The 21,700-nt window shown below is 60.4% G+C and carries 22 protein-coding genes; 18 read left to right on the plus strand and 4 right to left on the minus strand.

Translation table 11 applies throughout. The features are described 5' to 3' along the window. The first annotated feature begins 5 nt into the window (after positions 1-5). Complete coding sequence (locus K6118_RS04070; RefSeq protein ID WP_247118940.1) at positions 6-710, plus strand: M48 family metallopeptidase; 705 nt, start codon at positions 6-8, stop codon at positions 708-710. On the opposite strand, the gene K6118_RS04075 is transcribed toward K6118_RS04070, so the two are convergent. Both K6118_RS04075 and K6118_RS04080 read right to left on the minus strand, forming a co-directional pair. Beyond that, positions 707-1,087: a group III truncated hemoglobin gene (locus tag K6118_RS04075; protein WP_247118941.1), complete on the minus strand. Its 381-nt coding sequence runs from the start codon at positions 1,085-1,087 to the stop codon at positions 707-709. The two genes, K6118_RS04070 and K6118_RS04075, sit on opposite strands and share 4 nt — an antisense overlap. 100 nt (positions 1,088-1,187) lie before the next feature. Next, positions 1,188-3,191 carry a transglycosylase domain-containing protein gene (locus tag K6118_RS04080; RefSeq protein WP_247118942.1) on the minus strand — a complete coding sequence of 668 codons (2,004 nt, stop codon included), beginning with the start codon at positions 3,189-3,191 and terminating at the stop codon, positions 1,188-1,190. A 173-nt stretch (positions 3,192-3,364) separates the two neighbouring features. Here K6118_RS04080 and K6118_RS04085 point away from each other — a divergent pair, with 173 nt between their 5' ends. Next, positions 3,365-3,928 (plus strand): TetR/AcrR family transcriptional regulator, encoded by a 564-nt coding sequence (locus K6118_RS04085; protein ID WP_247118943.1) that lies wholly within the window; start codon positions 3,365-3,367, stop codon positions 3,926-3,928. A gap of 95 nt (positions 3,929-4,023) precedes the next feature. Beyond that, positions 4,024-4,587 carry a NifU family protein gene (locus K6118_RS04090; RefSeq protein WP_247118944.1) on the plus strand — a complete coding sequence of 188 codons (564 nt, stop codon included), beginning with the start codon at positions 4,024-4,026 and terminating at the stop codon, positions 4,585-4,587. 29 nt (positions 4,588-4,616) lie between these two features. Here the strand turns inward: K6118_RS04090 and K6118_RS04095 are convergent, their stop codons facing one another. Next, positions 4,617-5,663: a polysaccharide deacetylase family protein gene (locus K6118_RS04095; protein WP_247118945.1), complete on the minus strand. Its 1,047-nt coding sequence runs from the start codon at positions 5,661-5,663 to the stop codon at positions 4,617-4,619. A 205-nt stretch (positions 5,664-5,868) separates the two neighbouring features. Between K6118_RS04095 and tsaB the strand changes: the two genes are divergently transcribed. Both tsaB and rimI read left to right on the plus strand, forming a co-directional pair. After that, complete coding sequence (tsaB, locus tag K6118_RS04100) at positions 5,869-6,522, plus strand: tRNA (adenosine(37)-N6)-threonylcarbamoyltransferase complex dimerization subunit type 1 TsaB (protein ID WP_247118946.1); 654 nt, start codon at positions 5,869-5,871, stop codon at positions 6,520-6,522. A gap of 14 nt (positions 6,523-6,536) precedes the next feature. Further along, on the plus strand, positions 6,537-7,031 hold the full coding sequence (gene rimI, locus K6118_RS04105) for a ribosomal protein S18-alanine N-acetyltransferase (RefSeq protein ID WP_247118947.1): 495 nt from the start codon (positions 6,537-6,539) through the stop codon (positions 7,029-7,031). 14 nt (positions 7,032-7,045) lie between these two features. Here rimI and K6118_RS17610 read toward each other — a convergent pair whose 3' ends face one another. Next, the gene (locus K6118_RS17610; RefSeq protein ID WP_425531535.1) at positions 7,046-7,348 is read right to left on the minus strand and encodes a sulfurtransferase TusA family protein; all 303 of its coding nucleotides are present in this window, start codon (positions 7,346-7,348) and stop codon (positions 7,046-7,048) included. Between the two features lie 119 nt (positions 7,349-7,467). On the opposite strand from K6118_RS17610, the gene K6118_RS04110 reads away from it, so the two are divergent. From K6118_RS04110 to infB, 13 genes are all read left to right on the plus strand, one after another. Further along, positions 7,468-7,878 carry a Ros/MucR family transcriptional regulator gene (locus K6118_RS04110; protein ID WP_247118948.1) on the plus strand — a complete coding sequence of 137 codons (411 nt, stop codon included), beginning with the start codon at positions 7,468-7,470 and terminating at the stop codon, positions 7,876-7,878. A 135-nt stretch (positions 7,879-8,013) separates the two neighbouring features. Next, on the plus strand, positions 8,014-8,448 hold the full coding sequence (locus tag K6118_RS04115; RefSeq protein WP_247118949.1) for a Fur family transcriptional regulator: 435 nt from the start codon (positions 8,014-8,016) through the stop codon (positions 8,446-8,448). Positions 8,449-8,469: 21 nt separating this feature from the next. Next, a complete protein-coding gene (locus K6118_RS04120) occupies positions 8,470-9,375 on the plus strand; it encodes a lysophospholipid acyltransferase family protein (protein WP_247118950.1) in 906 nt (301 codons plus the stop codon). A 149-nt stretch (positions 9,376-9,524) separates the two neighbouring features. Continuing rightward, positions 9,525-10,928: a tRNA (N6-isopentenyl adenosine(37)-C2)-methylthiotransferase MiaB gene (gene miaB / locus K6118_RS04125; protein WP_247118951.1), complete on the plus strand. Its 1,404-nt coding sequence runs from the start codon at positions 9,525-9,527 to the stop codon at positions 10,926-10,928. Positions 10,929-10,971: 43 nt separating this feature from the next. Continuing rightward, positions 10,972-12,009: a PhoH family protein gene (locus tag K6118_RS04130; protein WP_343269907.1), complete on the plus strand. Its 1,038-nt coding sequence runs from the start codon at positions 10,972-10,974 to the stop codon at positions 12,007-12,009. Positions 12,010-12,020: 11 nt separating this feature from the next. Beyond that, positions 12,021-12,596 carry an rRNA maturation RNase YbeY gene (gene ybeY / locus K6118_RS04135; RefSeq protein ID WP_247118953.1) on the plus strand — a complete coding sequence of 192 codons (576 nt, stop codon included), beginning with the start codon at positions 12,021-12,023 and terminating at the stop codon, positions 12,594-12,596. Continuing rightward, positions 12,580-13,479, plus strand: a complete 900-nt coding sequence (locus K6118_RS04140) for a hemolysin family protein (RefSeq protein ID WP_247118954.1) — start codon at positions 12,580-12,582, stop codon at positions 13,477-13,479. Before ybeY ends, K6118_RS04140 begins: the two co-directional genes overlap by 17 nt. Beyond that, entirely contained in the window at positions 13,472-15,118 is a 1,647-nt protein-coding gene (gene lnt / locus K6118_RS04145; protein ID WP_247118955.1) for an apolipoprotein N-acyltransferase, read from the plus strand. Before K6118_RS04140 ends, lnt begins: the two co-directional genes overlap by 8 nt. Positions 15,119-15,156: 38 nt before the next feature. Continuing rightward, positions 15,157-15,888, plus strand: coding sequence for a tRNA (guanine(46)-N(7))-methyltransferase TrmB (gene trmB, locus K6118_RS04150; RefSeq protein ID WP_247118956.1), 732 nt, complete (start codon positions 15,157-15,159; stop codon positions 15,886-15,888). A gap of 253 nt (positions 15,889-16,141) precedes the next feature. Beyond that, positions 16,142-16,669, plus strand: coding sequence for a ribosome maturation factor RimP (gene rimP, locus K6118_RS04155; protein WP_247118957.1), 528 nt, complete (start codon positions 16,142-16,144; stop codon positions 16,667-16,669). A 60-nt stretch (positions 16,670-16,729) separates the two neighbouring features. Continuing rightward, complete coding sequence (nusA, locus tag K6118_RS04160) at positions 16,730-18,388, plus strand: transcription termination factor NusA (RefSeq protein WP_247118958.1); 1,659 nt, start codon at positions 16,730-16,732, stop codon at positions 18,386-18,388. A gap of 36 nt (positions 18,389-18,424) precedes the next feature. Next, positions 18,425-19,054, plus strand: coding sequence for a DUF448 domain-containing protein (locus K6118_RS04165; protein WP_247118959.1), 630 nt, complete (start codon positions 18,425-18,427; stop codon positions 19,052-19,054). Position 19,055: 1 nt separating this feature from the next. Next, positions 19,056-21,683, plus strand: a complete 2,628-nt coding sequence (infB, locus tag K6118_RS04170) for a translation initiation factor IF-2 (protein ID WP_247118960.1) — start codon at positions 19,056-19,058, stop codon at positions 21,681-21,683. Positions 21,684-21,700 lie beyond the last annotated feature (17 nt).

A 21,700-nucleotide genomic window follows, 5' to 3' on the forward strand; every position in this document is an offset into this window, starting at 1 on the left:
CGCTGATGGCGGAAGAACTCCGGCTGATACTTGATGGTCAAGACGTGCCGGTAAAGGTTCGCCGTAACGCACGCGCGAAAAAAATGATCCTCCGGGTCTGCAGCCGCACGGGCGACGTGCGGCTGACGCTGCCGACGCGGGTCAGGCTATCCGCCGCCGAAGATTTCGTTCTAAAACATACCAGCTGGCTGGTTGCCGAACGCGGCAAGCTCATCTCTACCGAAAGCCTCGGGGACGGCGATAGGGTGTCGTTCCGGGGGCAGCCGCATACCATCCGTTTCCTCGGGTCGGGCGGTCGTACCGTCACCCTGCAGGATGGGCAGTTGCTGATCGGCGGTCCTGCCGATATGGCGCCGTCCCGGTTGGAGAAGTGGCTGAAGGCTGAAGCGCGGATACAGCTGAATGCCCGCGCCCAGTATCACGCCGGGGCGCTTGATGTGGTTTTTGCCCGTGTCAGCATCGGCGATATGCGCAGCCGCTGGGGCAGCTGTTCAAGCCGGGGCACGCTTCGCTTCAACTGGCGCCTTATCATGGCGCCCGATGCCGTGCTCGATTATGTCGCCGCGCATGAAGTTGCGCACCTTCTGGAAATGAATCATTCGGACCGCTTCTGGGCCCATGTCGAACGCTGTGTGCCGGATTACCGCGCGCACCGCCGCTGGCTCCGCTCCGACGTGGGCGCGGGGCTCATGTCGGTCAGTTTCGGCTAGCTTGCCTGCGGGCGGAAGAACAAGCCTTGTTGCAGGCTGTCGGCGATGCGGTGGGCGCGTTCAACGGCCTTCTCTGCAAGCGCGGGGGACAGCATTTCAGGCGCGGTCTGTTCAAACAGGGTCAGCCACTCGGTGAACAGCTCGGGCGTCAGGTCGGGCAGCATCTGATGCACTTCGAACGGATTGCCCTTATAGGCGGGCGTCCCCAGAAGGATGGTGACCCAGAAGTCGGTTAGCCGTTTGAAATGGACGGCCCAATGACCATCCAGCCGTTCGTTGAAGATCGGCCCCAAGTCTTTATGCGCGCGGACGCGGTCATAAAAGGCGACGACGAACGCATGGATTTCTGCCCGGCGGGCCGGATCTGTCTGCGGCATGGTATTGTCCCTGAGCTTACGCATAACTGTTTGTTGGCTTCATCGGGCATATCCCTTCGGGCGGTGAAGCGCAAGCGAGCGATTGACGCAGGCTGTCGGCTTAGTCTCCGCCGAACAGGCGGCTGAAAAAGCCCTTCTTCTTTTTCTTCTTCTGCGGCGGCGGGACCTGTTCCGCGGTTTTGGCTGCGGCGTCATACATGCCGGCGTCCGCGAGGAGCGGCCTGACCGGATGGCCGATATGGGCATCGAGCATATAGTCCGCCCAGATGCGGGCGGGCAGGCCGCCGCCTGTTACCCATTTCATCGGTGAGCCGTCGTCATTGCCGACCCACACGGCGGTCGTCAGGTCGCTGGTGAAGCCGACGAACAGCGCATCGCGGCTGTCCTGCGAGGTGCCTGTCTTGCCGGCAATCGGGCGGTCGATCGCGGCGTGGCGGCCGGTGCCGGACCTGACAACCGCGGTCAGAAGCTCGACCATCTTGTCGACGATCGGCCGGGCGAGCACGGGCACGAGCGGCGTGGGGGCACGCCTATACAGGACTTCGCCTTCAAGCGAGGTGATCTCGACAATGCTGTAGGCCTCAGCCCGGAAGCCGCCGTTGGCGACGGCGTCATAGGCGCTGGCCAGGTCGGTCAGGTGAATTTCCTCACTGCCCAGCGGCAGGCTGGGAACCGGCTGCACAGGGGTGGTGATGCCCAGCCGGTGTGCCATGGCGACCACATTGTCGAGCCCGACCTTCTCGGCGATTTGGACTGCAATGGTGTTGATCGAGTGGGCGAAGGCATCCTTCATGGTCATTTCGCCACGGAATTTATTGTCATAGTTCTTGGGTGCCCAGCCGTTGATCATGATCGGGGTGTCGTCGAACTTATCATCCGGCTCGATCCCGGCTTCGAGGGCGGTGAGGTAAGCGAATAGCTTGAAGGCCGACCCCGGTTGCCTGAGGGCCTGTGTCGCCCGGTTGAACTGGCTTTTGGCATAATCCTCACCGCCGACCATGGCGCGCACGGCACCGTCCAGGTCAAGCGAGACAATCGCCCCTTCCGTGGCGTGGTGTTTGGCGCCTTCGGTCTTGAGGCCGCGGTCGAGCGCGAGGGTGGCGGCGCGCTGGGCGGCGGGGTCGAGCGTCGTGTAGATGATCAGCGATTGCCCGGCCGCTTTCGGCAGCAGGCGATAGGCCTCCCCGGTCACCCAGTCGGTAAAGTAGCGCACGTCGCGCCCGGCAACGGCGCTGACGATATGGGGCGGTTCCTTCTTCAGCTTGATCGCGGCAGATGGCGTCAACACGCCAGTTTCGACCATGGTGTCCAAAACCACCTTGGCCCGTTCCCAGGCACCGTCCGGGTTGATGTGGGGCGCCAGGCGCGAGGGTGATTTCACCAGCCCCGCCAGCATGGCCGATTCGGTGATCGACAGGGTGCGGGCGCTGTGGCCGAAGAATTTGCGTGAAGCGGCATCGATGCCATATGCGCCACCGCCGAAATAGACCCGGTTCAGATACAGCGTCAGGATCTGGTTCTTGGTGAATTTCTGTTCCAGCCATAAGGCGAGCAGCAGTTCCTGCGCCTTGCGCTTGATTGTCCGGTGGCTTGAAAGAAACAGGTTTTTGGCCAGCTGCTGGGTCAGCGTGCTGCCGCCTGCGCGCACGCCGCCTGCCCGCAGGTTGGTCAGCACCGCCCGGGCAAGGCCGCGGAAGTCGATGCCGACATGTTCGAAAAAGTGCCTGTCTTCCACAGCGACGATGGCGTGGACCATCGAATCCGGAATTTCGCGGAAAGCGACCCAGTCACCATAGATCGGGCCGGTGCGCACCAGCGTCGCACCGTTCGATGCCTTGACGATCACCGCGGGGTCGGTTTCGCCGGGCAGCGGTGGGTTATCCAGGTCCGGCATGTCGAGCGACAGGTAGAAGATGCCGACAAGCCCGAGGATGAAACCCCAGACCCCGGCGACTGCAAGGCCATACACGATCCGCCTGATAAGCGGCTTGCGGGCTTTTTTCTGTGCCGTGTCGGTGGGGGCGACGGGCTCGCGGCGGCGGCCCTTATGGGGGGCATCCGACTTTTTGGCCTTCTTCGTCTTGTTGTCCGTGCGTTTCGCCACGCGCTTCCTTTCCGTCCCACAGTCCAGGCACGCCCATTTCGGGCGCATGCCAGCATGGCGGCAAAATAAGGCAAAGTTACGGGGGGCGGCAAGGCTTGTCGCACCATGGGGTTATTTCAATTTGACCGAACATTCGGTTGGGAATAACATGAGGATGTAAACAGGAGACTGCCATGGCCCGCCCGGCGCGACTGACAAAGACAGGCCTTGCCGAAAAACTGAGCCCGGTGTTTGAGCGCTACGGCTATGACGGGGCGAGCCTGTCGATGCTGGCAGCGGCCACGGGGCTTTCGAAGGCGAGCCTTTATCATCATTTTCCCCGCGGCAAGGAAGACATGGCGCTCTATGCGCTCGCCCACGCGGGCGCCCGGCTTCAGAAGCTGATTTTGGCGCCGCTTGCAGGCAAGGACGACCCGCGCGACCGGCTTGAGGCATCGCTTGCCGGCACCGGTCGCTATTATGGCGGCGATATCCCGCACTGCCTGATGAACAGCTTGCTCCTCGGTGAAGGGCGGGTGCTTTTCGCCGACAGGATTGCGACGGCCGTGACGGCATGGCGCCAGGGTTTGATGGCGGCTCTCAGCGACAGTGGTGTGCTGGGTGCCGAAGCAGATTCCTGGGCGCGGGAGATGATAGAACGTATCCAGGGCGCCTTGGTTTTGTGCCGGGTTTCTGGCACGCGGGAGCCCCTGGAGACTTGCCTGGATGCGCTGATTTCCGAGCTTCCTCTTTCCTAAAATTTGACGGCTGTCTATAAGGTGCGGCGCATTGACCCTTGACGCGCGCGCTCAAAAGCCCCAAATCAATCCCGAGAAATAAGAAGGATTCAGTCATGTTTATCGAAACCGAGCCGACACCGAACCCCGATACGCTGAAATTCCTGCCTGGGCGCGTGGTGATGGAGCGTGGCTCCGCCAACTTCCCCGATGCGGAGAGCGCCGTGGGCGCCAGCCCGCTTGCCGAGGCGATGTTCGCCCTGTCGGCCGTGCGCGGCGTGTTTCTCGGCTACGATTTCATCACCATCACCAAAGATACCGGTGAAAACTGGGACAGCCTGAAGCCTGCGGTGCTGGCGGCACTGATGCAGTTTTATGCCTCCGGCATTCCTGCCTTCATCGAACATGCATCCTCAGGGGAAAATGCGGTTGATGAAGATGAGGCCGATGCTGACATCATTGATCAGATCAAGACCCTCCTTGATGAAAAGGTCCGCCCGGCGGTCGCGGGTGATGGCGGCGACATCGTCTATCGCGGCTTCAAGGAAGGTGTGGTTTATCTGCAGATGCAGGGCGCATGTGCAGGCTGCCCCAGCTCGACCCTGACCCTCAAGCACGGGATCGAAAACCTGCTCAAATATTATGTGCCGGAAGTCACCGACGTCCGCGCCGTTGAGTGATCAGGGCCATTGAGTAAGCGGCAGGCCGGTTAGTCGAGCTTGCCGCCCGGCACCAGGAAGAATTTCCCATACCAATACCAGCGGCCATGGCCTGCGGGCATGGTGCAGTTGATGCGGTTCCGCCCTTTGGGGAACGGCTTGTCGAACCGGACTTCGATCCGGTTACCGGCAAGCCGCATCAGCTTGGCCGGGCCGCCCAGATGGCTGGGGTAGCAGGCCAGCGCGCCCAGGCCCTTTACCATATCATCGACGGTAAAGCCGAAAAGCGGCGGGTTGCGGTCATCGGTCACCAGCGGGTTGAGGGGCACGACATCGCTGACCGGCAGGGCGATCGCCTGGCTCACCAGCTTGAAGCGGGTCATGTCGCCATAATGTTCATTGATCGGAAAGCGCGGCAGCGCGAAGGGGTCGCTCCACTGCGCCGCGGCGCCTGAAACCTGAGCGAAAGCGGCCGTGAAGCCTTCTTTCATGACCGCTTTCTTGATGTCCAGATCATACTCACCATAAGGATAGGCAAACAGGGTCGGCTTTTCCCCCAGTTCATCTTCGAACCGCTTGTTGGCGGCTTTGATGTCGGCGATGGCGGCTTTGACCCCGGCGTGCGGCATATGCATGTGGCTGGCCGAATGATGGCCGATTTCGACACCGTCGGCTTTAAGCGCGCGGATGTCGTCCCAGGTCATGTAATTGCTGCTGCCTCTGTCGACCGCATCGGTGGAGACAAACAGGGTCATGGGGATGCCGGCGGCCTTGAGGCGCGGCCAGCCGTTCACAAAAACAGACTTGTATGCGTCATCGACAGTGATGGCGATGGTGCGCGGGGGCAGGTCCTCACGCGCCTTCAACCTGCGGACAATTTCCCCTAAAGGCAGAAAATGGTAGCCGCCGGATTTGAGCAGGGCGATCTGGGCCTCGAACTGGTCTATGCGGATATTGGTCGAGGGGATGCTATCCTCGCCGATGCGGTGATAAAGCAGGACCACGGCCGACTGGTCAGCGGCGGCAGGAAAGGCAAAAAACCCTGTCGTGGCCAGCCAGATTGATAGAAGCCTCAGGACAAATTTAAACCGATACACCGTCATTTCCCCTTGTCATCAGGACGCTAGTCTTGCCTTGTTTGCGCCAAGCTGGCAAGACGATGTGCGAATATTGGTGCATCAAGGTGCGCCATGTGGGAAGCGTGTCCGGGGTGCATGGAAGCCGTTGATACCTCTCCGGGTTGAACCCGTCTGCCCACGCTATGGTATAATGACTTTCGTCTCAAAGCAGGACCGCTCATTCATGACGATTCTCGCCATCGATACATCGGAGGCTTATTGCAGCGCCGCACTTGTGCGAGGAGGCAATGTGCTGGCTTCCCGCTGTGACAATATCGGCCGGGGCCATGCCGAGCACCTGCTGCCCATGATCGAAGGGCTCCTGGAGACAGCGGGCACGGGCTACCCGGATATAAGCCGGGTCGCGGTCACGTGTGGCCCCGGTACCTTCACGGGGCTCAGGATTGGCTTGTCGGTTGCGCGCGGTTTGGCGCTGGGGCTTGGCGTTCCCTGCCTTGGCCTGTCCGGGCTTACCGTTTTGGCGGCAGCGGCTGAAGGCGATGGCCCTGTTCATGCCGTGATGACCGGCAGGGGCGGTCAGGCTTATCATCAGGCGTTCGAGGGCCGCAGTGAAGACGGCTTGCCCATGCCGATATCCGAGCCCGCTTCCTTGCCGGTTGATGAAATCCTCCGCCGGATCACGGCGACCCCGGGCCGGATTGTCGGGAGCGGCAGCCCTTCCGTGATGCCTGGGGCGGTTCCCACAGGGGGCATTGACCCCGAGGTTCTGGCATCGCTTGCAGAGACCCTTGCGCCAGAGAGCTTCCCGCCTGATCCGCTTTATCTGCGGGCGGCGGACGCGGCCAAAGCAAAGCCGCTGCTACCTGTCGCGCCATGACGGGGCACGGGCGAATGGCTGCTCTGCACATGGCTTTCGTCAGCCTGGAGGGCGAAAACGGGCCTGACCTTTTGTCTCATCTGCATGAATTGGCATTTGCCGGGCAAGACGAAAAGCCGTGGTCGGCAGAAGAGTTTCGCCAAATGGTGGTATTGCAGGGAGTATCGGCTGCAGTGGCCTATGTCGATGAAATTCCTGTGGGATTTGCTCTTTGGCGTCGGGTGCTCGATGAAGCGGAGCTTATCACCATCGGGGTGGTGCCGGCAGCCCGCGGCCAAGGGTATGCCCGGCACATGCTGACTTTTATCGGGGAACAGCTAAAAGCGGCGGGTGGAGAAAAACTGTTCCTTGAGGTCCGGGCAGATAATGCGCCCGCAATTGACTTATACCGGAGTTCGGGCTTTCAAGAGATCGGCCAAAGAAGGCGGTATTATCAAACTCAAAGTGGTAAACGTGTTGATGCGCTTTGTTTAATGTTAATTCTAAATAATCCAGATGCTGATAAATGAAATAAAATGATTCATTACTTCTTTACTTGAACTTCAATTACGATTAACTGTAGCGTGTTGACAGGGGGACGGCTGGCAGCGTCGACGTCCGCAGATATGAATGATGGGAGCGAATGGGTGTCGGTTTCCGACAAAATCTCATGCCCCAAGGACCGGATCGAGCGTACCAGCGGTTCGTTTGACCGTGTTTTTTCATAGACGATGCTTGCTATATCCCCGTTAACCAATGTGTCCAGGAACAGACGTGTTTTCACGAATGCCATGGGGCACGTGGTGCCGCGTAGATCGAGGGTCCGCCGGGGGCTGGTGGTCTGCATAGGAAGACGGCTCCGGGAAGTTAAATATTATTTTGTCTCAATAAGGCTTTCGGATCGGGAAAGCAAAGGCAAGTAGGAAAAACGTGGCCACAGCCGCCTGGTAAAGTGGAACGAGGGTTATGGAAGACAAAGATATACAGAAAGAAGAATTGCTGGCACTGACGACAGATATTGTGGCGTCGCATGTTGCCAACAACGAAGTTGCCGTTGACGATCTCCCCAATCTCATTCGTCAAGTTTATGGCACGCTGGCCGGTTTGGGTGGGTCACAGGCAGCTGAAGAAGAAAAGCCTCAGCCTGCTGTGCCGATCAAGAAGTCCATCACGCCGGACTATATTGTCTGTCTGGAAGACGGCAAGAAGCTCAAGATGCTGAAACGCCATCTGAAGACACAATATAATATGACCCCGGAAGACTATCGGGAACGCTGGGGTTTGCCCATGGACTATCCCATGGTTGCGCCCAATTACGCCGACCAGCGGCGGGAACTGGCCAAGAAAATCGGCCTGGGCCGCGGACGCAAGAAATAATCTAAAAATCTACTATTTTTACAGCAAGCCGGGTGTCCCAAATCAGGGGATGCCCGGCTTGCTCTTGCCTGTCCCATGTGCCATCTTGCGGACATAAAGTATCAGTATTGAAAACCCGAGGAGCCTGACGAGGTCATGGATAACGCCAACCCGGACATTGAAGCCCTTTGCCTGCAAAAAGGTATGCGGATGACGGACCAGCGACGGGTCATTGCCCGTGTACTGACCGAGGCAACAGACCATCCGGACGTTGAAGAGGTCTATCGCCGGTCGACAGCTGTCGATTCGGGGATCAGCATCGCCACCGTATACCGGACCGTGCGGCTCTTTGAGGAAGCAGGCATCCTGGAGCGTCATGATTTCCGTGATGGCCGCTCGCGCTACGAGGCCGTGACGGAAGAACATCATGACCATCTCATCAATGTGGAAACCGGCGAAGTGCTGGAGTTTCATAATGATGAAATAGAAGTGCTTCAGGAAGAAATTGCACGCCGGCTGGGATTCAAGCTGGTGGATCACCGGATGGAGCTGTATGGCGTGCCGGTGGACCGGGACAAAAAGGGCTCTTGAGTAGGGGCCGCGGAGTGAGCGATGGCGGAAGAATATGGCGGGCTGAAATCCAACCTGGGCTCTGAGGGCTGGTCCCTTCTGGGCTATGCCCGCGTTGCTGCCGCGCTTGTCGTCACGGTTCCCCTGGCTTCCCTTCAATATCTGATGGTCAATTTTGTGCCTGGCGCCTGGTGGCCGGTCGCGGGGCTTTGGCACCGGACAATCACCGCCCTTCTGGGGATCCGGGTTACGGTTGTCGGGCAGGAACGGCATGAAGGGCCGGTTCTCTATGCCGCCAACCATATCTCCTGGCTTGATATCATGGTGCTCGGCGGCTTGTTACCGAACGCCAGCTTTATCGCCAAATCCGAAATTTCCGGTTGGGGGGTCATTGGCTCCCTGTGCAAGCTTCATAAAACCGTATTTGTAAACCGCTCGCGCCGCACCGATAGTGTGCGCCAGCGCGACAGCCTGACCGAGCGGGTGCGCGGCGGCGACAGCCTCATCCTGTTCCCTGAAGGCACATCGACAGATGGCATGCGTGTCTCGCGCTTCAAGTCGGCGCTCTTTTCCGTGGCCGAACAGGCGGATGCGGCGACGGAACATAATCTGGTCATCCAGCCGATCACGCTGGCCTATACCGAAATGAATGGGATGCCGCTTATCCGCTCGCAAAAGCCCTGGGTTGCCTGGGTTGGCGATATGGAGCTTTTCTCCCACCTCCGGCAGTTCCTCGGCCGGGCCCGGGTGGAGGCGACGCTGGAATTTCATGCTCCGATCACGCTTGCGGAGGCCGGTGGCCGTAAGGAACTGGCCGCTTATTGTGAGCGCGAAATCCGCATGGGGCTCGAGCGGGCACACCGTGCCGAACTGCGCCATGGTCCGCGTGCAGGCCTGCCGGCACCGGCCGAGTCTCCGCTTCTGGGCGGGGACCAGCGCCTGGCCTAGGCCTTGGGCCCGCTTCCAAGGTTGACTCCTGAAGCTTGTTTGGTAGTCTCCGGCACCTTTTTGAGGGTCCCGGTGATGGCACGAAAATGCCCGATAACCGGGGCTGTGGCTGAGATAGATGATGTCCGAGCAGTGGACAGGAGTGCGCCGTGAGTAAGAAAGTCCATATCAAGACCTATGGCTGCCAGATGAATGTTTACGACAGTAAGCGTATGGCGGATGTCTTGAAGCCGCATGGCTATGAACTGTCGGACGACGCTGAAAACGCCGATCTTGTCATCCTCAACACCTGCCATATCCGTGAAAAAGCGGCCGAGAAGGTCTATTCCGAAATCGGCCGCCTGCGCGCCACCAAGGATGAGAAGGCGGCCGACGGCAAAAATATGTTCATCGCCGTTGCTGGCTGCGTCGCCCAGGCCGAAGGGCCGGAGATGATGCGCCGCGCGCCCGCGATCGACATGGTCCTCGGGCCGCAGACATACCACCGCCTGCCGGACATGCTGAAGGCAGCGGAAGAACAGCGCACCGGTGGGCGCCGGTCTGCCCGGGTGCTCGATACCGACTTCCCGGTCGACACCAAGTTCGACCACCTGCCGGATGACAGCACGTTCGACGGCCCGGCCGCGTTCCTGACCGTGCAGGAAGGCTGCGATAAATTCTGCACTTTCTGCGTGGTGCCCTATACCCGCGGCGCCGAATATAGCCGCCCGGTGGCGGACATTGTTGCGGAAGCGAAACGATTGGTCGCGAAGGGTGTGGTCGAGATCACGCTCCTCGGCCAGAACGTCAACGCCTATCACGGCGATGACGGCCAGGGTGGCACCGCCTCCCTCGGCGAGCTCATCGCTGAGCTCGACAAGATCGAAGGCCTCGGCCGTATCCGCTACACCACCTCGCACCCGCGCGATATGGATGATGAGCTGATTTTCGCGCACCGCGATGTGGCATCCTGTATGCCTTACCTGCATTTGCCGGTGCAAAGCGGGTCTGACCGTATCCTCGATGCCATGAACCGCAAGCATACCCGCGAAGACTATTTCGCCATCATCGACCGACTTCGGGCAGCAAACCCGGACCTGGCCCTGTCGTCCGACTTTATCGTCGGTTTCCCGGGCGAGACGGATGAGGATTTCGAAGCCACGCTCGACCTTGTGCGCCGGGTGAAATACGCCCAGGCCTACAGCTTCAAATACAGCCCGCGCCCGGGCACGCCCGCGGCAATCCTGGAGGAGCAGGTCCCCGAAGATGTGAAAAGCGAGCGCCTGGCCCGCCTGCAGGACCTGTTGAATGAGCAACAGTTGGCGTTTAACGAAGCTTCTGTCGGCAAGGAAATGGACATTCTGCTGGAGCGCGAAGGCAAATATCCCGGTCAGCTTCTGGGCCGTAGCCCCTACCTTCAGGCGGTCCATGTGGATGTCTCATCGGCTGACAATGCGCTGGACGCGGGGGCCGATAAACCATACAGTGAATACATGGGCCGATTGGTTCGCGTGAAAATCGTCGAAAGCGGACCGAACAGTCTCAAAGGGGAACTTGTCAGCACGCTTTCGTGAGGACGAAGGAGGCTGGCAAACAGGAGCCGCGAACCATTTGAATATGCACGCCAAGGCCAGCTCAGCGCCCGCACTCTCGGGTAAAGCGTCCGACAACCGCAAGAAAGTGGTTGAATTCGAAGATAACCGTCTCGCCGCCGTCGTTTTTGGACAGCATGACCGAAATCTAGCCCGTATCGAACAACGCCTCGGCGTTGTGCTCATCAACCGTGGCAACCGCATCGCGATCGAGGGCTCACCCGAGAGCACCAAGGTGGCGCGCGAAGTCCTGAACGATCTTTATGAAATGGCGCGTGATGGCCGCTCGATCGACATCGGTGATGTCGACGGCGCCGTACGCATGGCCGAAGGCTTACGCCCCGAAGGCACGGAGCCGCCGGCCTCCAACCGCCCGACCCAGATGATGCCGCGCGTCGACAGCGACATGAAAATCACCACCCGCAACCGGGTGATCATGCCGCGCACGCCCGGCCAGGCGGACTATATCCGCAAGCTTAGCAAAAACGACATGGTGTTCGGTGTCGGCCCCGCGGGGACCGGCAAGACCTACTTGGCCGTCGCCATGGCGGTCGCCCGGATGCTGGCGGGCGAGATCGACCGCATCATCCTGTCGCGCCCGGCGGTGGAAGCGGGGGAGAATCTCGGCTTCCTGCCCGGTGACCTGAAGGACAAGGTCGACCCCTACCTGCGACCGCTTTATGACGCGCTTTATGACATGATGCCGGCCGAACAGGTTGAAAAACGCATCGCCAGTAACCAGATCGAGATCGCACCGCTTGCCTACATGCGTGGCCGGACGCTTTCAAACGCCTATGTCATCCTGGACGAAGCCCAGAACACGACGCCGATGCAGATGAAAATGTTCCTCACCCGTTTTGGTGAAAACAGCCGCATGGCGGTCTGTGGTGATATAAGCCAGGTCGATCTGCCGAAAAATACCCGCTCGGGTCTTGCGCACGCGCTTGATGTCCTTGATGGTATCCAGGGCATCGCCGTAACCCGTTTCACCGGAGCGGATGTGGTACGCCACCCGCTTGTGGGCCGAATTGTCGACGCATATGGTGACGACGACGGCCGCTGATATAGAAGACCATGACAGACGATATTCCTCCCAGTAGCATCGGCCGGCCGACGATTAACGCGTTGCCCGGCCTCACCTTCGATCTTGATCTTGCCGATCCTGGCTTGGGGGACGATGCCGCCGTTCAGGCGACCCTTGAAGCCGCTGCCGTTCAAGCCCTTTCCGAAGCGCTGACACATCCCGATGCCGCGATGGAGCTTTCCGTGCGTGTGGTCGGGAACGACGAAAGCCAAACGCTCAACCGGGACTATCGCGGCAAGGACAAGCCGACAAACGTGCTGTCATTCCCGGGGGTTGAGCCCGATGACCTGTCGGATGCTTTCCGCCTGTCCAAAATGGGCGGTCCGCCCGTGATGCTGGGGGATCTTGTGATCGCGGCACCCGTTGTGGTGCGCGAAGCGGCGGAACAGGACAAACCCCTCCTCGACCATTTGAGCCACCTGACGGTGCACGGCATCCTGCATTTGCTCGGCTACGACCATATCGAGGATGAAGAGGCTGAGGAAATGGAAGCGTTTGAAGCTGAAATCCTCGCGCATCTCGGCATAGAGGACCCCTACAGGGTGGAGCATGACGATGACCGATGACCGCGCCAAAAACGGCGGCGGCTTCTGGCGCGGCCTGAAGGAAAAACTGGGGTTCCGGTCCCAGGAAGTCACCTTGCGCGAAAGCCTGGAAGAAGCGCTTGAGGAGCATGAGGACGAAGCCCACGGCCAGACCCTGGGCCAGGAAGAGCGCAAGATGCTCTTCAACGTGCTCGAATATGGCGCGCTGAGGGCCTATGACGTCATGGTGCCGCGCGCCGACATCATCGGCGTCCCTGTGGATACGGACTTCAACGGCCTGATCCGGCTGTTCGCCAATGCGGCACATTCCCGGATGCCGGTCTACCGCGATACGCTCGACGACGTTCTCGGCATGGTTCATGTCAAGGACGCGCTCAAGGTCATGGCGGACGGTGATAACACGTCCGATTTCCGGATGGCGTTGATCCAGCGGCCCGTTCTCTATGTCGCGCCGTCAATGAAGGTGATCGACCTTCTGGCTCGGATGCGGGCGACCCGGACCCACATGGCCATCGTGGTCGACGAATATGGTGGTACGGACGGCCTGGTGACGGTTGAGGATATCGTTGAGGAAATCGTCGGTGAGATCGAAGACGAGCATGATGTCGTCACCGAGCCCGAACTGGTGCCACTGCCGGGTGGCGGCTATGACGCCGATGCCCGCCTGGAGGTGGAGGAACTTGAGGAAGTGCTCGGGTTCGACCTACTGCCTGAAGGCGACCGCGAAGATGTCGATACGCTCGGTGGGCTGGTGTTCAGCCTCGCGGGTTCCGTGCCTGAAATCGGAGAAGTCATCGTTCACGATAGCGGATGGCGTTTTGAGGTTGTCGATGCCGACCCCAGGCGCATATACAAGGTACGCATCCATCCGCCCGTGAAGGACCAGCTGCCAAGCGATGACTGACCAAAACACGCAGACCTATGGTGCGGGGCCTTATGTTGCCCGCGCGCTCGACTGGCTTGACAGCCGCCCGGGGATAACACGACGCGCCTTCGCTTTCCTGCTCGGGCTTTTGCTGTCGCGCACCTTTTCGCCGGTGAACGCGTTCCCGCTTCTGTTCGTTGTGATCCCCTTCATGATCCTGCTGATCGACCGCGCCCGAAATGGCCGCGACGCTTTCGCCCAGGGCTGGTGGGTTGGCTTCGGCCTTTTTGTCATGGGGATGAACTGGGTCGGCTATAGCTTCACCCAGCAAAGCGCGATCCCGGCCGCCCTGGGGCCTGTGGCCGTCATCATCATGGCAGCGGTGCTGGCACTTTATATTGCCGTGACCTTCTGGGTCGCCTGGCGGCTGTGGCCCAAGGGCCCGTCGCGTATTCTTTATTTCGCGGCGGTCTGGACCCTGATGGAAGTCGCGCGCGGGACCTGGTTTACCGGGCTGCCATGGCTGCTTGTCGGCTCCGCCTGGTCGGACTGGCTTCCGGTTGCGCAGAGCGTTCTGTGGCTCAGCGTTTACGGCCTCACCTTCCTGACCATGCTGACCGCGGGCAGCCTCGTGGTGCTGATCGACAAGGGGACCGGCTGGCGCCGCTTCGGCTGGGCTGTGGGCGGGACACTGTTGATGGCGGCGGTCGCGCTTGCCGGTTTCATCCGGCTGGAAGAGGGCAAGACCCATTATCATATCGGTCTGTCCATGCGTCTTGTGCAGGCCAATGTGCCGCAGAAGGAAAAATGGGTCACACGGCTGATCGACGATCATTTCGAGCAGTATATGAAACTGTCGCGCCAGGGGGATGCCCATGGCCGCGCCCACGGTATTCGCCTGCTCATCTGGCCGGAAACGGCAGTCCAGCGGGAGGATTTCGACCGGGAAGGCTCGCTCCTGCGCTGGCAGGTTTCGCGGCTTCTGGAATATGGCGCCTTCGCCATCACCGGCGCCCCCCGGTATGAGCGCAAGGCGGATGGCCTCCATTTCTACAACAGCCTGTTCGCGATTAATTCCCAGGCAGACCTGTTTGCCCGCTATGACAAGGTCAAGCTGGTGCCGTTCGGCGAATATATCCCGTTCGAAAGCTTCTTCAAAAAGCTGGGCCTTGAACAACTGGTCGGTGGGTCGGCTTTCACGTCGGGGGAACGCCATCAGGTCATCCACCTGCCGGGCATCCCGACCTTCTCGCCGCTTATCTGTTATGAGGTCATCTTCCCGGGCCATGCTTTCCCGCCGGGGCAGCGGCCGGACTGGCTGCTGAATATCACCAACGACGGTTGGTTCGGTATGACCGAAGGTCCGCACCAGCATCTGGCGCTTGCGCGGCTTCGGGCGATCGAGGAAGGCCTGCCGCTCGTCCGGTCCGCCGGTACCGGCATCAGCGCCGTCATTGACCCCTATGGCCGGATCATCAACCAGATGGGCCTGGGCCGGAAGGGCGTGCTGGAAAGCCCCTTGCCGCGTCCGAACCCGGCGCCGATGATCCCGTCCGCGCTCAGGATTATGCTGACGCTCATCCTGTCGGCGGTGATCATCATGGTGCGCATGTGGCGTCACACCATCCCGGGGACGTCCGCGGATCAGGATTCCAAGGACGCCGAAGAGGCAAAATAGCCTTTGCGTGCGCCCGCCTTTGCGCTATAGGGCGGGCCATGACCGATACGCCTGAAAATAACACCGAAGACAAGACCGGCTTTGTAGGCCCGGAGCGCCGCTTTTTCGGCCGCCGCAAGGGCAAGCCGCTGTCGGGCCGCAAGCAGTCCATGATGGATGAGCTGTTGCCGCGCCTTTCTGTCACTGTGCCTGAAGGCGACACCATGATCGACCCGGCGGCGCTGTTTGGCGCGCCGAAGAAAGAACTATGGCTAGAGATCGGGTTCGGCAAGGGCGAACATCTGGCCTGGCAGGCCCAGGCGCACCCGGACGTGGGCCTGATCGGCTGTGAGCCGTACCTCAACGGTGTGGCCGGTCTTCTGGCGCACATCGAGGATAACGATATCCAGAATATCCGCATCTATGGCGACGATGCCCGCCATGTGATCTGGAAGCTGCCGGACGCGTCGGTTGACCGGGTCTTCCTGTTGCATCCGGACCCATGGCCGAAGACGCGCCATGCCCGCCGGCGGTTCGTTGGCCGCCATAACCTGGATGATCTTGCGCGGATCATGAAGGACGGGGCTGAATTCAGGGTGGGCACCGACCATCCGATCTACCGCGAATGGACCGCGCTTCAGATGAGCGGCCGGACCGATTTCGAATGGCTGGCGAACGGCCCCGAAGACTGGCTTACCCGCCCGGACGATTGGCCGGAAACCCGCTATGAAGCCAAGGCGCTTGAAGGCCGGGCAACCTATTTCCGCTTCCGGCGCGTGCCCCGCGGCTAAGGACCGAATCGGTCCTCGCTTCAGACCCCGGCAAGCCCATGTGGCTTTGGCGTCTCAAAGGCAGGCGGTGCCTATAATTCTTCACTTGCCCGAGCGGCCCACAGGCGTTATATAGATGCCGCTTCTCCTAGAGTATTGGTCTTTATTCCGGGAGTGGGCTTAGGCCCACTGTTGCGATAGCCTATACCCTAAGAACTGTGGCCGTGTAGCGTTTTGGCCCCGGCAAGAGCCGGAAGCAGAAAGGACTGGATTGGTGAGCGAAGCCGCGAATCAGATTGCTGAGATCATTGAAAATACCGTCGAATCCCTGGGGTTTGAACTGGTACGGGTCACCTATGGCGGTGGCCGGAAACCGACTCTGCAAATCATGGCCCAGCGGCCTGACGGCACCATGAGCGTTGATGACTGTGCGCGCCTGTCGCGTGAAGTATCGCTGATCCTCGATGTCGAAGATCCACTGCCGGGGGAATATCTCCTCGAAGTCAGTTCACCCGGTATCGACCGGCCGCTGACCCGGCCGAAGGATTTCGAACAATGGGTCGGCTTCGACGCCAAGGTCGAGCTCGGTACGCAGATCGATGGCCGCCGGCGGTTCCGCGGGCGTATGCTGTCCTTCGATGGCAAGACGCTGGTGATGGATACCGACGAAGGTGAAGTTTCGCTGGACTTTGATGATATTGCCAAGGCGAAGCTGCTCCTGACGGATGAGCTTCTGGAAGCGGTGCAGAAACAGGCCCGTAACCATGACGATGCCGAGGCGGAAGTCCTGGCGGAAAAATAGAGTTTTTGGCAGGCGCCGGGGGCCTTGGTCCCGTGCCTCAAAAGCAATGGAGTGAATGTAATGGCACCTGCTGTCAGTGCAAACAGGCTGGAACTGCTGCAAATCGCGGACATGGTTGCCCGCGAGAAGGCGATTGATAAAGATATCGTGTTGGAGGCGATGGAAGAAGCCATCCAGAAAGCAGCGCGGTCTCGCTATGGTGCGGAAAACGAAATCCGGGCCCAGATCGACAAGAACACCGGCGACATTCGCCTGTTCCGCGTTCTGGAAGTGGTTGAAGACGTCGAAAATCCGGCGGTGGAAATCAGCCTCGAAGACGCCCGCGAAGACAAGCCGGACGCCGAAGTGGGTGACTATCTGGCCTCGAGCCTGCCGCCGATGGACTTCGGCCGTATCGCGGCCCAGACCGCCAAGCAGGTCATCGTCCAGAAGGTGCGCGACGCTGAGCGTCAGCGCCAGTATGACGAATATAAAGACCGTGTCGGTGAAGTGATCACCGGCATCGTCAAGCGCGTTGAATATGGCAACGTGATTGTGGATCTCGGGAAAGCCGAGGCGATCATGCGCCGGGATCAGGTTATCCCGCGGGAGCATATCCGCCAGAACGAGCGTATCCGTGGTTACATTTACGAAGTCCGCCGGGAAAACCGCGGCCCGCAGATTTTCATGTCGCGGACGCGCCCCGAATTCATGGCCTCCCTGTTCGCGCAGGAAGTGCCGGAAATCTATGATGGCATCATCGAGATTCGCTCGGTCGCCCGTGATCCGGGTTCGCGCGCCAAGATCGCCGTTATCTCGAATGACAGCTCGATCGATCCGGTCGGTGCCTGTGTCGGGATGCGCGGCAGCCGCGTGCAGGCTGTTGTGAACGAGCTTCAGGGCGAGAAGATCGACATTATTCCGTGGTCGCCCGATGTGGCTTCCTTCATCGTCAATGCACTGCAGCCGGCCGAAGTGACCAAGGTGGTGCTGGATGAAGAACGTACCCGGGTTGAAGTCGTGGTGCCGGATGAGCAGCTTTCGCTCGCCATCGGCCGTCGCGGCCAGAACGTGCGTCTGGCGTCGCAACTGACCGGCTGGACCATCGATATCATGACGGAAGCCGAGGAATCGGAGCGCCGTCAGGAAGAGTTCATGGCGCAGAGCCGCCGCTTCATGGAAGCGCTCGATGTCGATGACACGCTGGCGCACCTCCTGGTGGCTGAAGGCTTCACCGAGCTTGAAGAAATCGCGTATGTCGAGCCGGAAGAACTTCTGTCCGTCGAAGGCTTCGATGAAGACCTGGTGACCGAACTTCAGCGTCGTGCCCGTGACTTCCTGGAAGCCGAAGCCCGTGCCGCTGATGAACGCCGGGTCGAGCTGGGCGTTGAAGACGCGCTCGCCGATGTTGAAGGCCTGACGCCGCAGATGCTGGTTGCTCTCGGTGAAGCCGAAGTGAAGACGCTTGAAGACTTCGCCGGCTGTGCCGCCGATGAGCTGACGAGCAAGGAAGATGGTATCCTGAAGGGCTTCTCTCTCGCAGAGGATGTCGCCAGCGATATGATCATGTCCGCACGTGTGGCTCTGGGCTGGATTTCGGCTGAGGATGCTTTCGGCGGCAACGAAGAAGCTGCGGAAGAAGGTGATGTTGAAGCGGAAGCTGCGGCTGAAACTGAAGCTGAAACTGAAGCCGCTCCGGCTGCTGAGGCACCGGCCGTGGAAGAAGAGCCTCGGGCCTAAGGTCCGGGGCCCGCACCGAAGATCGGCAGGGTAACCATGCGGGAACGACGGTGCGTCTTGAAAATGCAGGCCGAAGCAGAGGAAAGTCTGGTTCGGCTGGTCCTTGACCCTGATGGCACCCTGGTGCCGGATGTGGCGGCCCGTCTGCCGGGACGCGGTGTATGGGTCAGTGCCGATGCGGCGCTGATTGACGCGGCGGTAAGTTCGGGGCAGCTCGCGAAAGCGGTTAGCCGGTCCTTGAAGACCGGGGTTCCGCGGAGCGCGGTGCCAGAGGACCTTTCGGCGCAGATCGACCGGCTTTTGGTCAGGCGCCTTCTGGACCGGTTGGGGCTTGAACAGCGCGCCGGTCACGTGGTGACAGGCTTTGACAAGATCAAAGCCGCGCTGGCGAAAAGAGGGGCGGGCAAGCCGCGCCTCCTGCTCGCCGCCACCGACGGTGCCGACGACGGGCGCCGGAAATTGAAGGCCGCTGTGGGCGATACTGTGCCCGTGGTAGCGCTGTTTGACCGGGAAGCGCTTTCGAAAGCGCTCGGTCGGGATAATGTTGTGCATGTGCTGCTGATGAACAGCGGCGGTGCCGATAAGTTTGAGGCCGATGTTGGCCGATTGATGATGATGCGTGGGGTTGCCCCACTGACTTGTGACGCACAAGGGAACGAAGGTTAATATGAGCGACGAGAAAAAACTTACGCTGTCTGGACGTACGCTGGGTGTCAACAAAGGTGTTGAGACCGGGCAGGTACGTCAGAGCTTCAGCCATGGGCGCAGCAAGGCAGTGGTGGTTGAACGCAAGAAAAAGCGCGTTCTGACCAAGGGTGAAACCCCGGCTGCGCCACAAACCGGACCGGCCCAGAAACAGAAAACTTATGTGCCCAAGCGCCCGGCATCTGACGCAGGTCAGAGCCTGACCAACGCCGAGCAGGAAACCCGCATGAAGGCGCTTGAAGACGCCAATCGTCGTGCCGAGGAAGAAAAGCGCCGAGCCGAAGAAGAGGCCGAGCGCCGTGCCAAGGAAGACGCTGAGCGCAAGAAGCGCGAAGCGGCTGAAGCGGCGGCTCAGGAAGCCGCAGCCCATGACGATGAAGCCGATGCCCGCAAGCGCGCGGAAGAAGATGCCAAGCGCAAGGCCGGGTTAGAGGCCAAGCGCAAAGCCGAAGCCGAAGCCGAGAAGAAGGCTGCGGACGAACTGAAAGTACGTGAAAAGGCCGAAGCGGAAGCCCGCAAGAAAGCCGACCTTGAAGCCCGTACCGTGCAGCTCAAGAAGGCGAGCGAGGCGCGTCAGGCTACGACGACCGAACAGGACGAAGAAGGCCGCCGTCGTGGTGGCAAGCGTACCAAGAAGGCCGGCGTCCCGGCACAGCAGGAGCGCCCGGCCCGTGGTCGTGGCCGTGGTGATGACCGCCGTTCTGGCCGCCTGACCCTCAACCGTGCGCTTGAGGGCGAAGAAGCGCGTCAGCGCTCGCTCGCAGCTTACAAGCGGGCGCAGGCCAAGAAACGCGGCAACCATGGTATGGACGCCAACAACCAGCCCAAACAGGCGCGTGAGGTCACGATCCCTGAAGCCATCACGGTCCAGGAACTTGCCAACCGGATGGCCGAGAAAGCCACCAGCGTGATCAAGACGCTGATGGGTATCGGCGTCATGGCGACGATCAACCAGACGCTTGACCAGGATACCGCCGAGCTGGTGGTTACCGAATTTGGCCATGCACCGAAGCGCGTGAGCGCGGCCGACGTTGAGATCGGCATGGTGGGCGAGGCCGATGCGGCTGAGGATCTGCTGCCGCGCGCGCCGATCGTGACTGTTATGGGCCACGTCGACCACGGTAAAACCTCGCTTCTCGATGCTCTCCGCAAAGCTGACGTGGTGTCGGGTGAGGCCGGGGGCATTACCCAGCATATCGGCGCCTATCAGGTCGATGTCGGCAATCAGAAGATCACCTTCCTTGACACGCCGGGCCACGCTGCCTTCACGCAGATGCGGGCGCGCGGTGCCAGTGTGACCGATATCGTGGTTCTGGTGGTGGCAGCCGATGACGGCGTGATGCCGCAGACGATCGAAGCCATCAACCACTCGAAGGCTGCTGGCGTGCCGATGATTGTTGCCATCAACAAGATGGACAAGCCGGCTGCCAACCCGGACCATGTCCGCCAGGAACTGCTGCAGCATGAAGTTGTGGTCGAAACCTTCTCGGGTGATACCCAGGAAGTGGAAGTTTCCGCCAAGACCGGTGCTGGTCTCGACAAGCTCAAAGAAGCCATCGCGCTTCAGGCTGAAATCCTTGAGCTGAAGGCCAACCCGAACCGCTCCGCCGAGGGCGTCGTTGTCGAAGCCGAGCTGGACAAGGGCCGCGGGCCTGTGGCCACCGTGCTCGTGCAGCGCGGTACCCTTCGGGTGGGTGACATTTTCGTCGCCGGTCCGGAATGGGGCCGTGTGCGGGCGCTTGTCAACGACCGTGGCCAGCAGGTGAAAGAAGCAGGCCCCAGCCAGCCGGTAGAGGTTCTGGGCGCCAATGGCACGCCGGGTGCTGGTGATGAGTTCGCCGTCGTTGAAAACGAGGCGCGTGCCCGTGAAGTCACGGCGTATCGCCAGGATCTCATGCGTGACAAGCGCCATGCCGCCGCCGCCGCACCCAAGACGCTGGAGTCCATCTTCTCCCAGATGAAGGAGAATGAAGGCCTCATGCAGTTCGACGTGGTTGTCAAAGGCGACGTTCAGGGCTCGGTCGAAGCCATCACCCAGGCGCTTGCCAAAGCCGGGAACGAGGACATCCAGTGCCGCGTGATCCACGGGGCTGTTGGCGGTATCACCGAAACCGATATTGCGCTTGCGCAGGCTTCCGGTGCCCTGGTGATCGGCTTCAACGTCCGCCCGAACAAGCAGGCGCGTGACCTTGCCGAAGCCGAGGGCATCACCATCAAATATTATTCGGTCATCTATAACCTGATCGATGATGTGAAAGCCGCGATGGCCGGTGAGCTTGGCCCCGAATTCAAAGAGAATGTCGTTGGCCGTGCCGAAATCCGCGATGCCTTCCAGGCTGGCAAGGCCGGCAAGGCCGCAGGCTGCTTCGTGGTCGAAGGCAATATCCGCCGCGACTGCAAGGCCCGTATCCTGCGCGACGATGTCATCATCTATGAAGGCGAGATCGACAACCTTCGCCGCTTCAAGGATGACGTCAAGGAAGTCCATTCCGGTCAGGAATGTGGTCTGACGTTCGAAAATTACCATGACTTCAAAGCCGGTGACGTGCTTGAAGTTTACGAACTCGAAGAAATCCAGCGCACGCTCTAGGCGGCGCTGGTTTTCCA

The sequence above is a fragment of the Kordiimonas marina genome, assembly GCF_023006325.1.
Taxonomy (GTDB): domain Bacteria; phylum Pseudomonadota; class Alphaproteobacteria; order Sphingomonadales; family Kordiimonadaceae; genus Kordiimonas; species Kordiimonas marina.

Coding starts and splice junctions, on each gene's coding strand:
- K6118_RS04070 (WP_247118940.1), top strand. CDS start 6: ATGGCGGAAGAACTCCGGCTGATACTTGATGGTCAAGACGTGCCGGTA.
- K6118_RS04075 (WP_247118941.1), bottom strand. CDS start 1,087: ATGCCGCAGACAGATCCGGCCCGCCGGGCAGAAATCCATGCGTTCGTC.
- K6118_RS04085 (WP_247118943.1), top strand. CDS start 3,365: ATGGCCCGCCCGGCGCGACTGACAAAGACAGGCCTTGCCGAAAAACTG.
- K6118_RS04090 (WP_247118944.1), top strand. CDS start 4,024: ATGTTTATCGAAACCGAGCCGACACCGAACCCCGATACGCTGAAATTC.
- tsaB (WP_247118946.1), top strand. CDS start 5,869: ATGACGATTCTCGCCATCGATACATCGGAGGCTTATTGCAGCGCCGCA.
- rimI (WP_247118947.1), top strand. CDS start 6,537: ATGGCTGCTCTGCACATGGCTTTCGTCAGCCTGGAGGGCGAAAACGGG.
- K6118_RS17610 (WP_425531535.1), bottom strand. CDS start 7,348: ATGCAGACCACCAGCCCCCGGCGGACCCTCGATCTACGCGGCACCACG.
- K6118_RS04110 (WP_247118948.1), top strand. CDS start 7,468: ATGGAAGACAAAGATATACAGAAAGAAGAATTGCTGGCACTGACGACA.
- K6118_RS04115 (WP_247118949.1), top strand. CDS start 8,014: ATGGATAACGCCAACCCGGACATTGAAGCCCTTTGCCTGCAAAAAGGT.
- K6118_RS04120 (WP_247118950.1), top strand. CDS start 8,470: ATGGCGGAAGAATATGGCGGGCTGAAATCCAACCTGGGCTCTGAGGGC.
- K6118_RS04130 (WP_343269907.1), top strand. CDS start 10,972: ATGCACGCCAAGGCCAGCTCAGCGCCCGCACTCTCGGGTAAAGCGTCC.
- ybeY (WP_247118953.1), top strand. CDS start 12,021: ATGACAGACGATATTCCTCCCAGTAGCATCGGCCGGCCGACGATTAAC.
- K6118_RS04140 (WP_247118954.1), top strand. CDS start 12,580: ATGACGATGACCGATGACCGCGCCAAAAACGGCGGCGGCTTCTGGCGC.
- lnt (WP_247118955.1), top strand. CDS start 13,472: ATGACTGACCAAAACACGCAGACCTATGGTGCGGGGCCTTATGTTGCC.
- trmB (WP_247118956.1), top strand. CDS start 15,157: ATGACCGATACGCCTGAAAATAACACCGAAGACAAGACCGGCTTTGTA.
- nusA (WP_247118958.1), top strand. CDS start 16,730: ATGGCACCTGCTGTCAGTGCAAACAGGCTGGAACTGCTGCAAATCGCG.
- K6118_RS04165 (WP_247118959.1), top strand. CDS start 18,425: ATGCGGGAACGACGGTGCGTCTTGAAAATGCAGGCCGAAGCAGAGGAA.
- infB (WP_247118960.1), top strand. CDS start 19,056: ATGAGCGACGAGAAAAAACTTACGCTGTCTGGACGTACGCTGGGTGTC.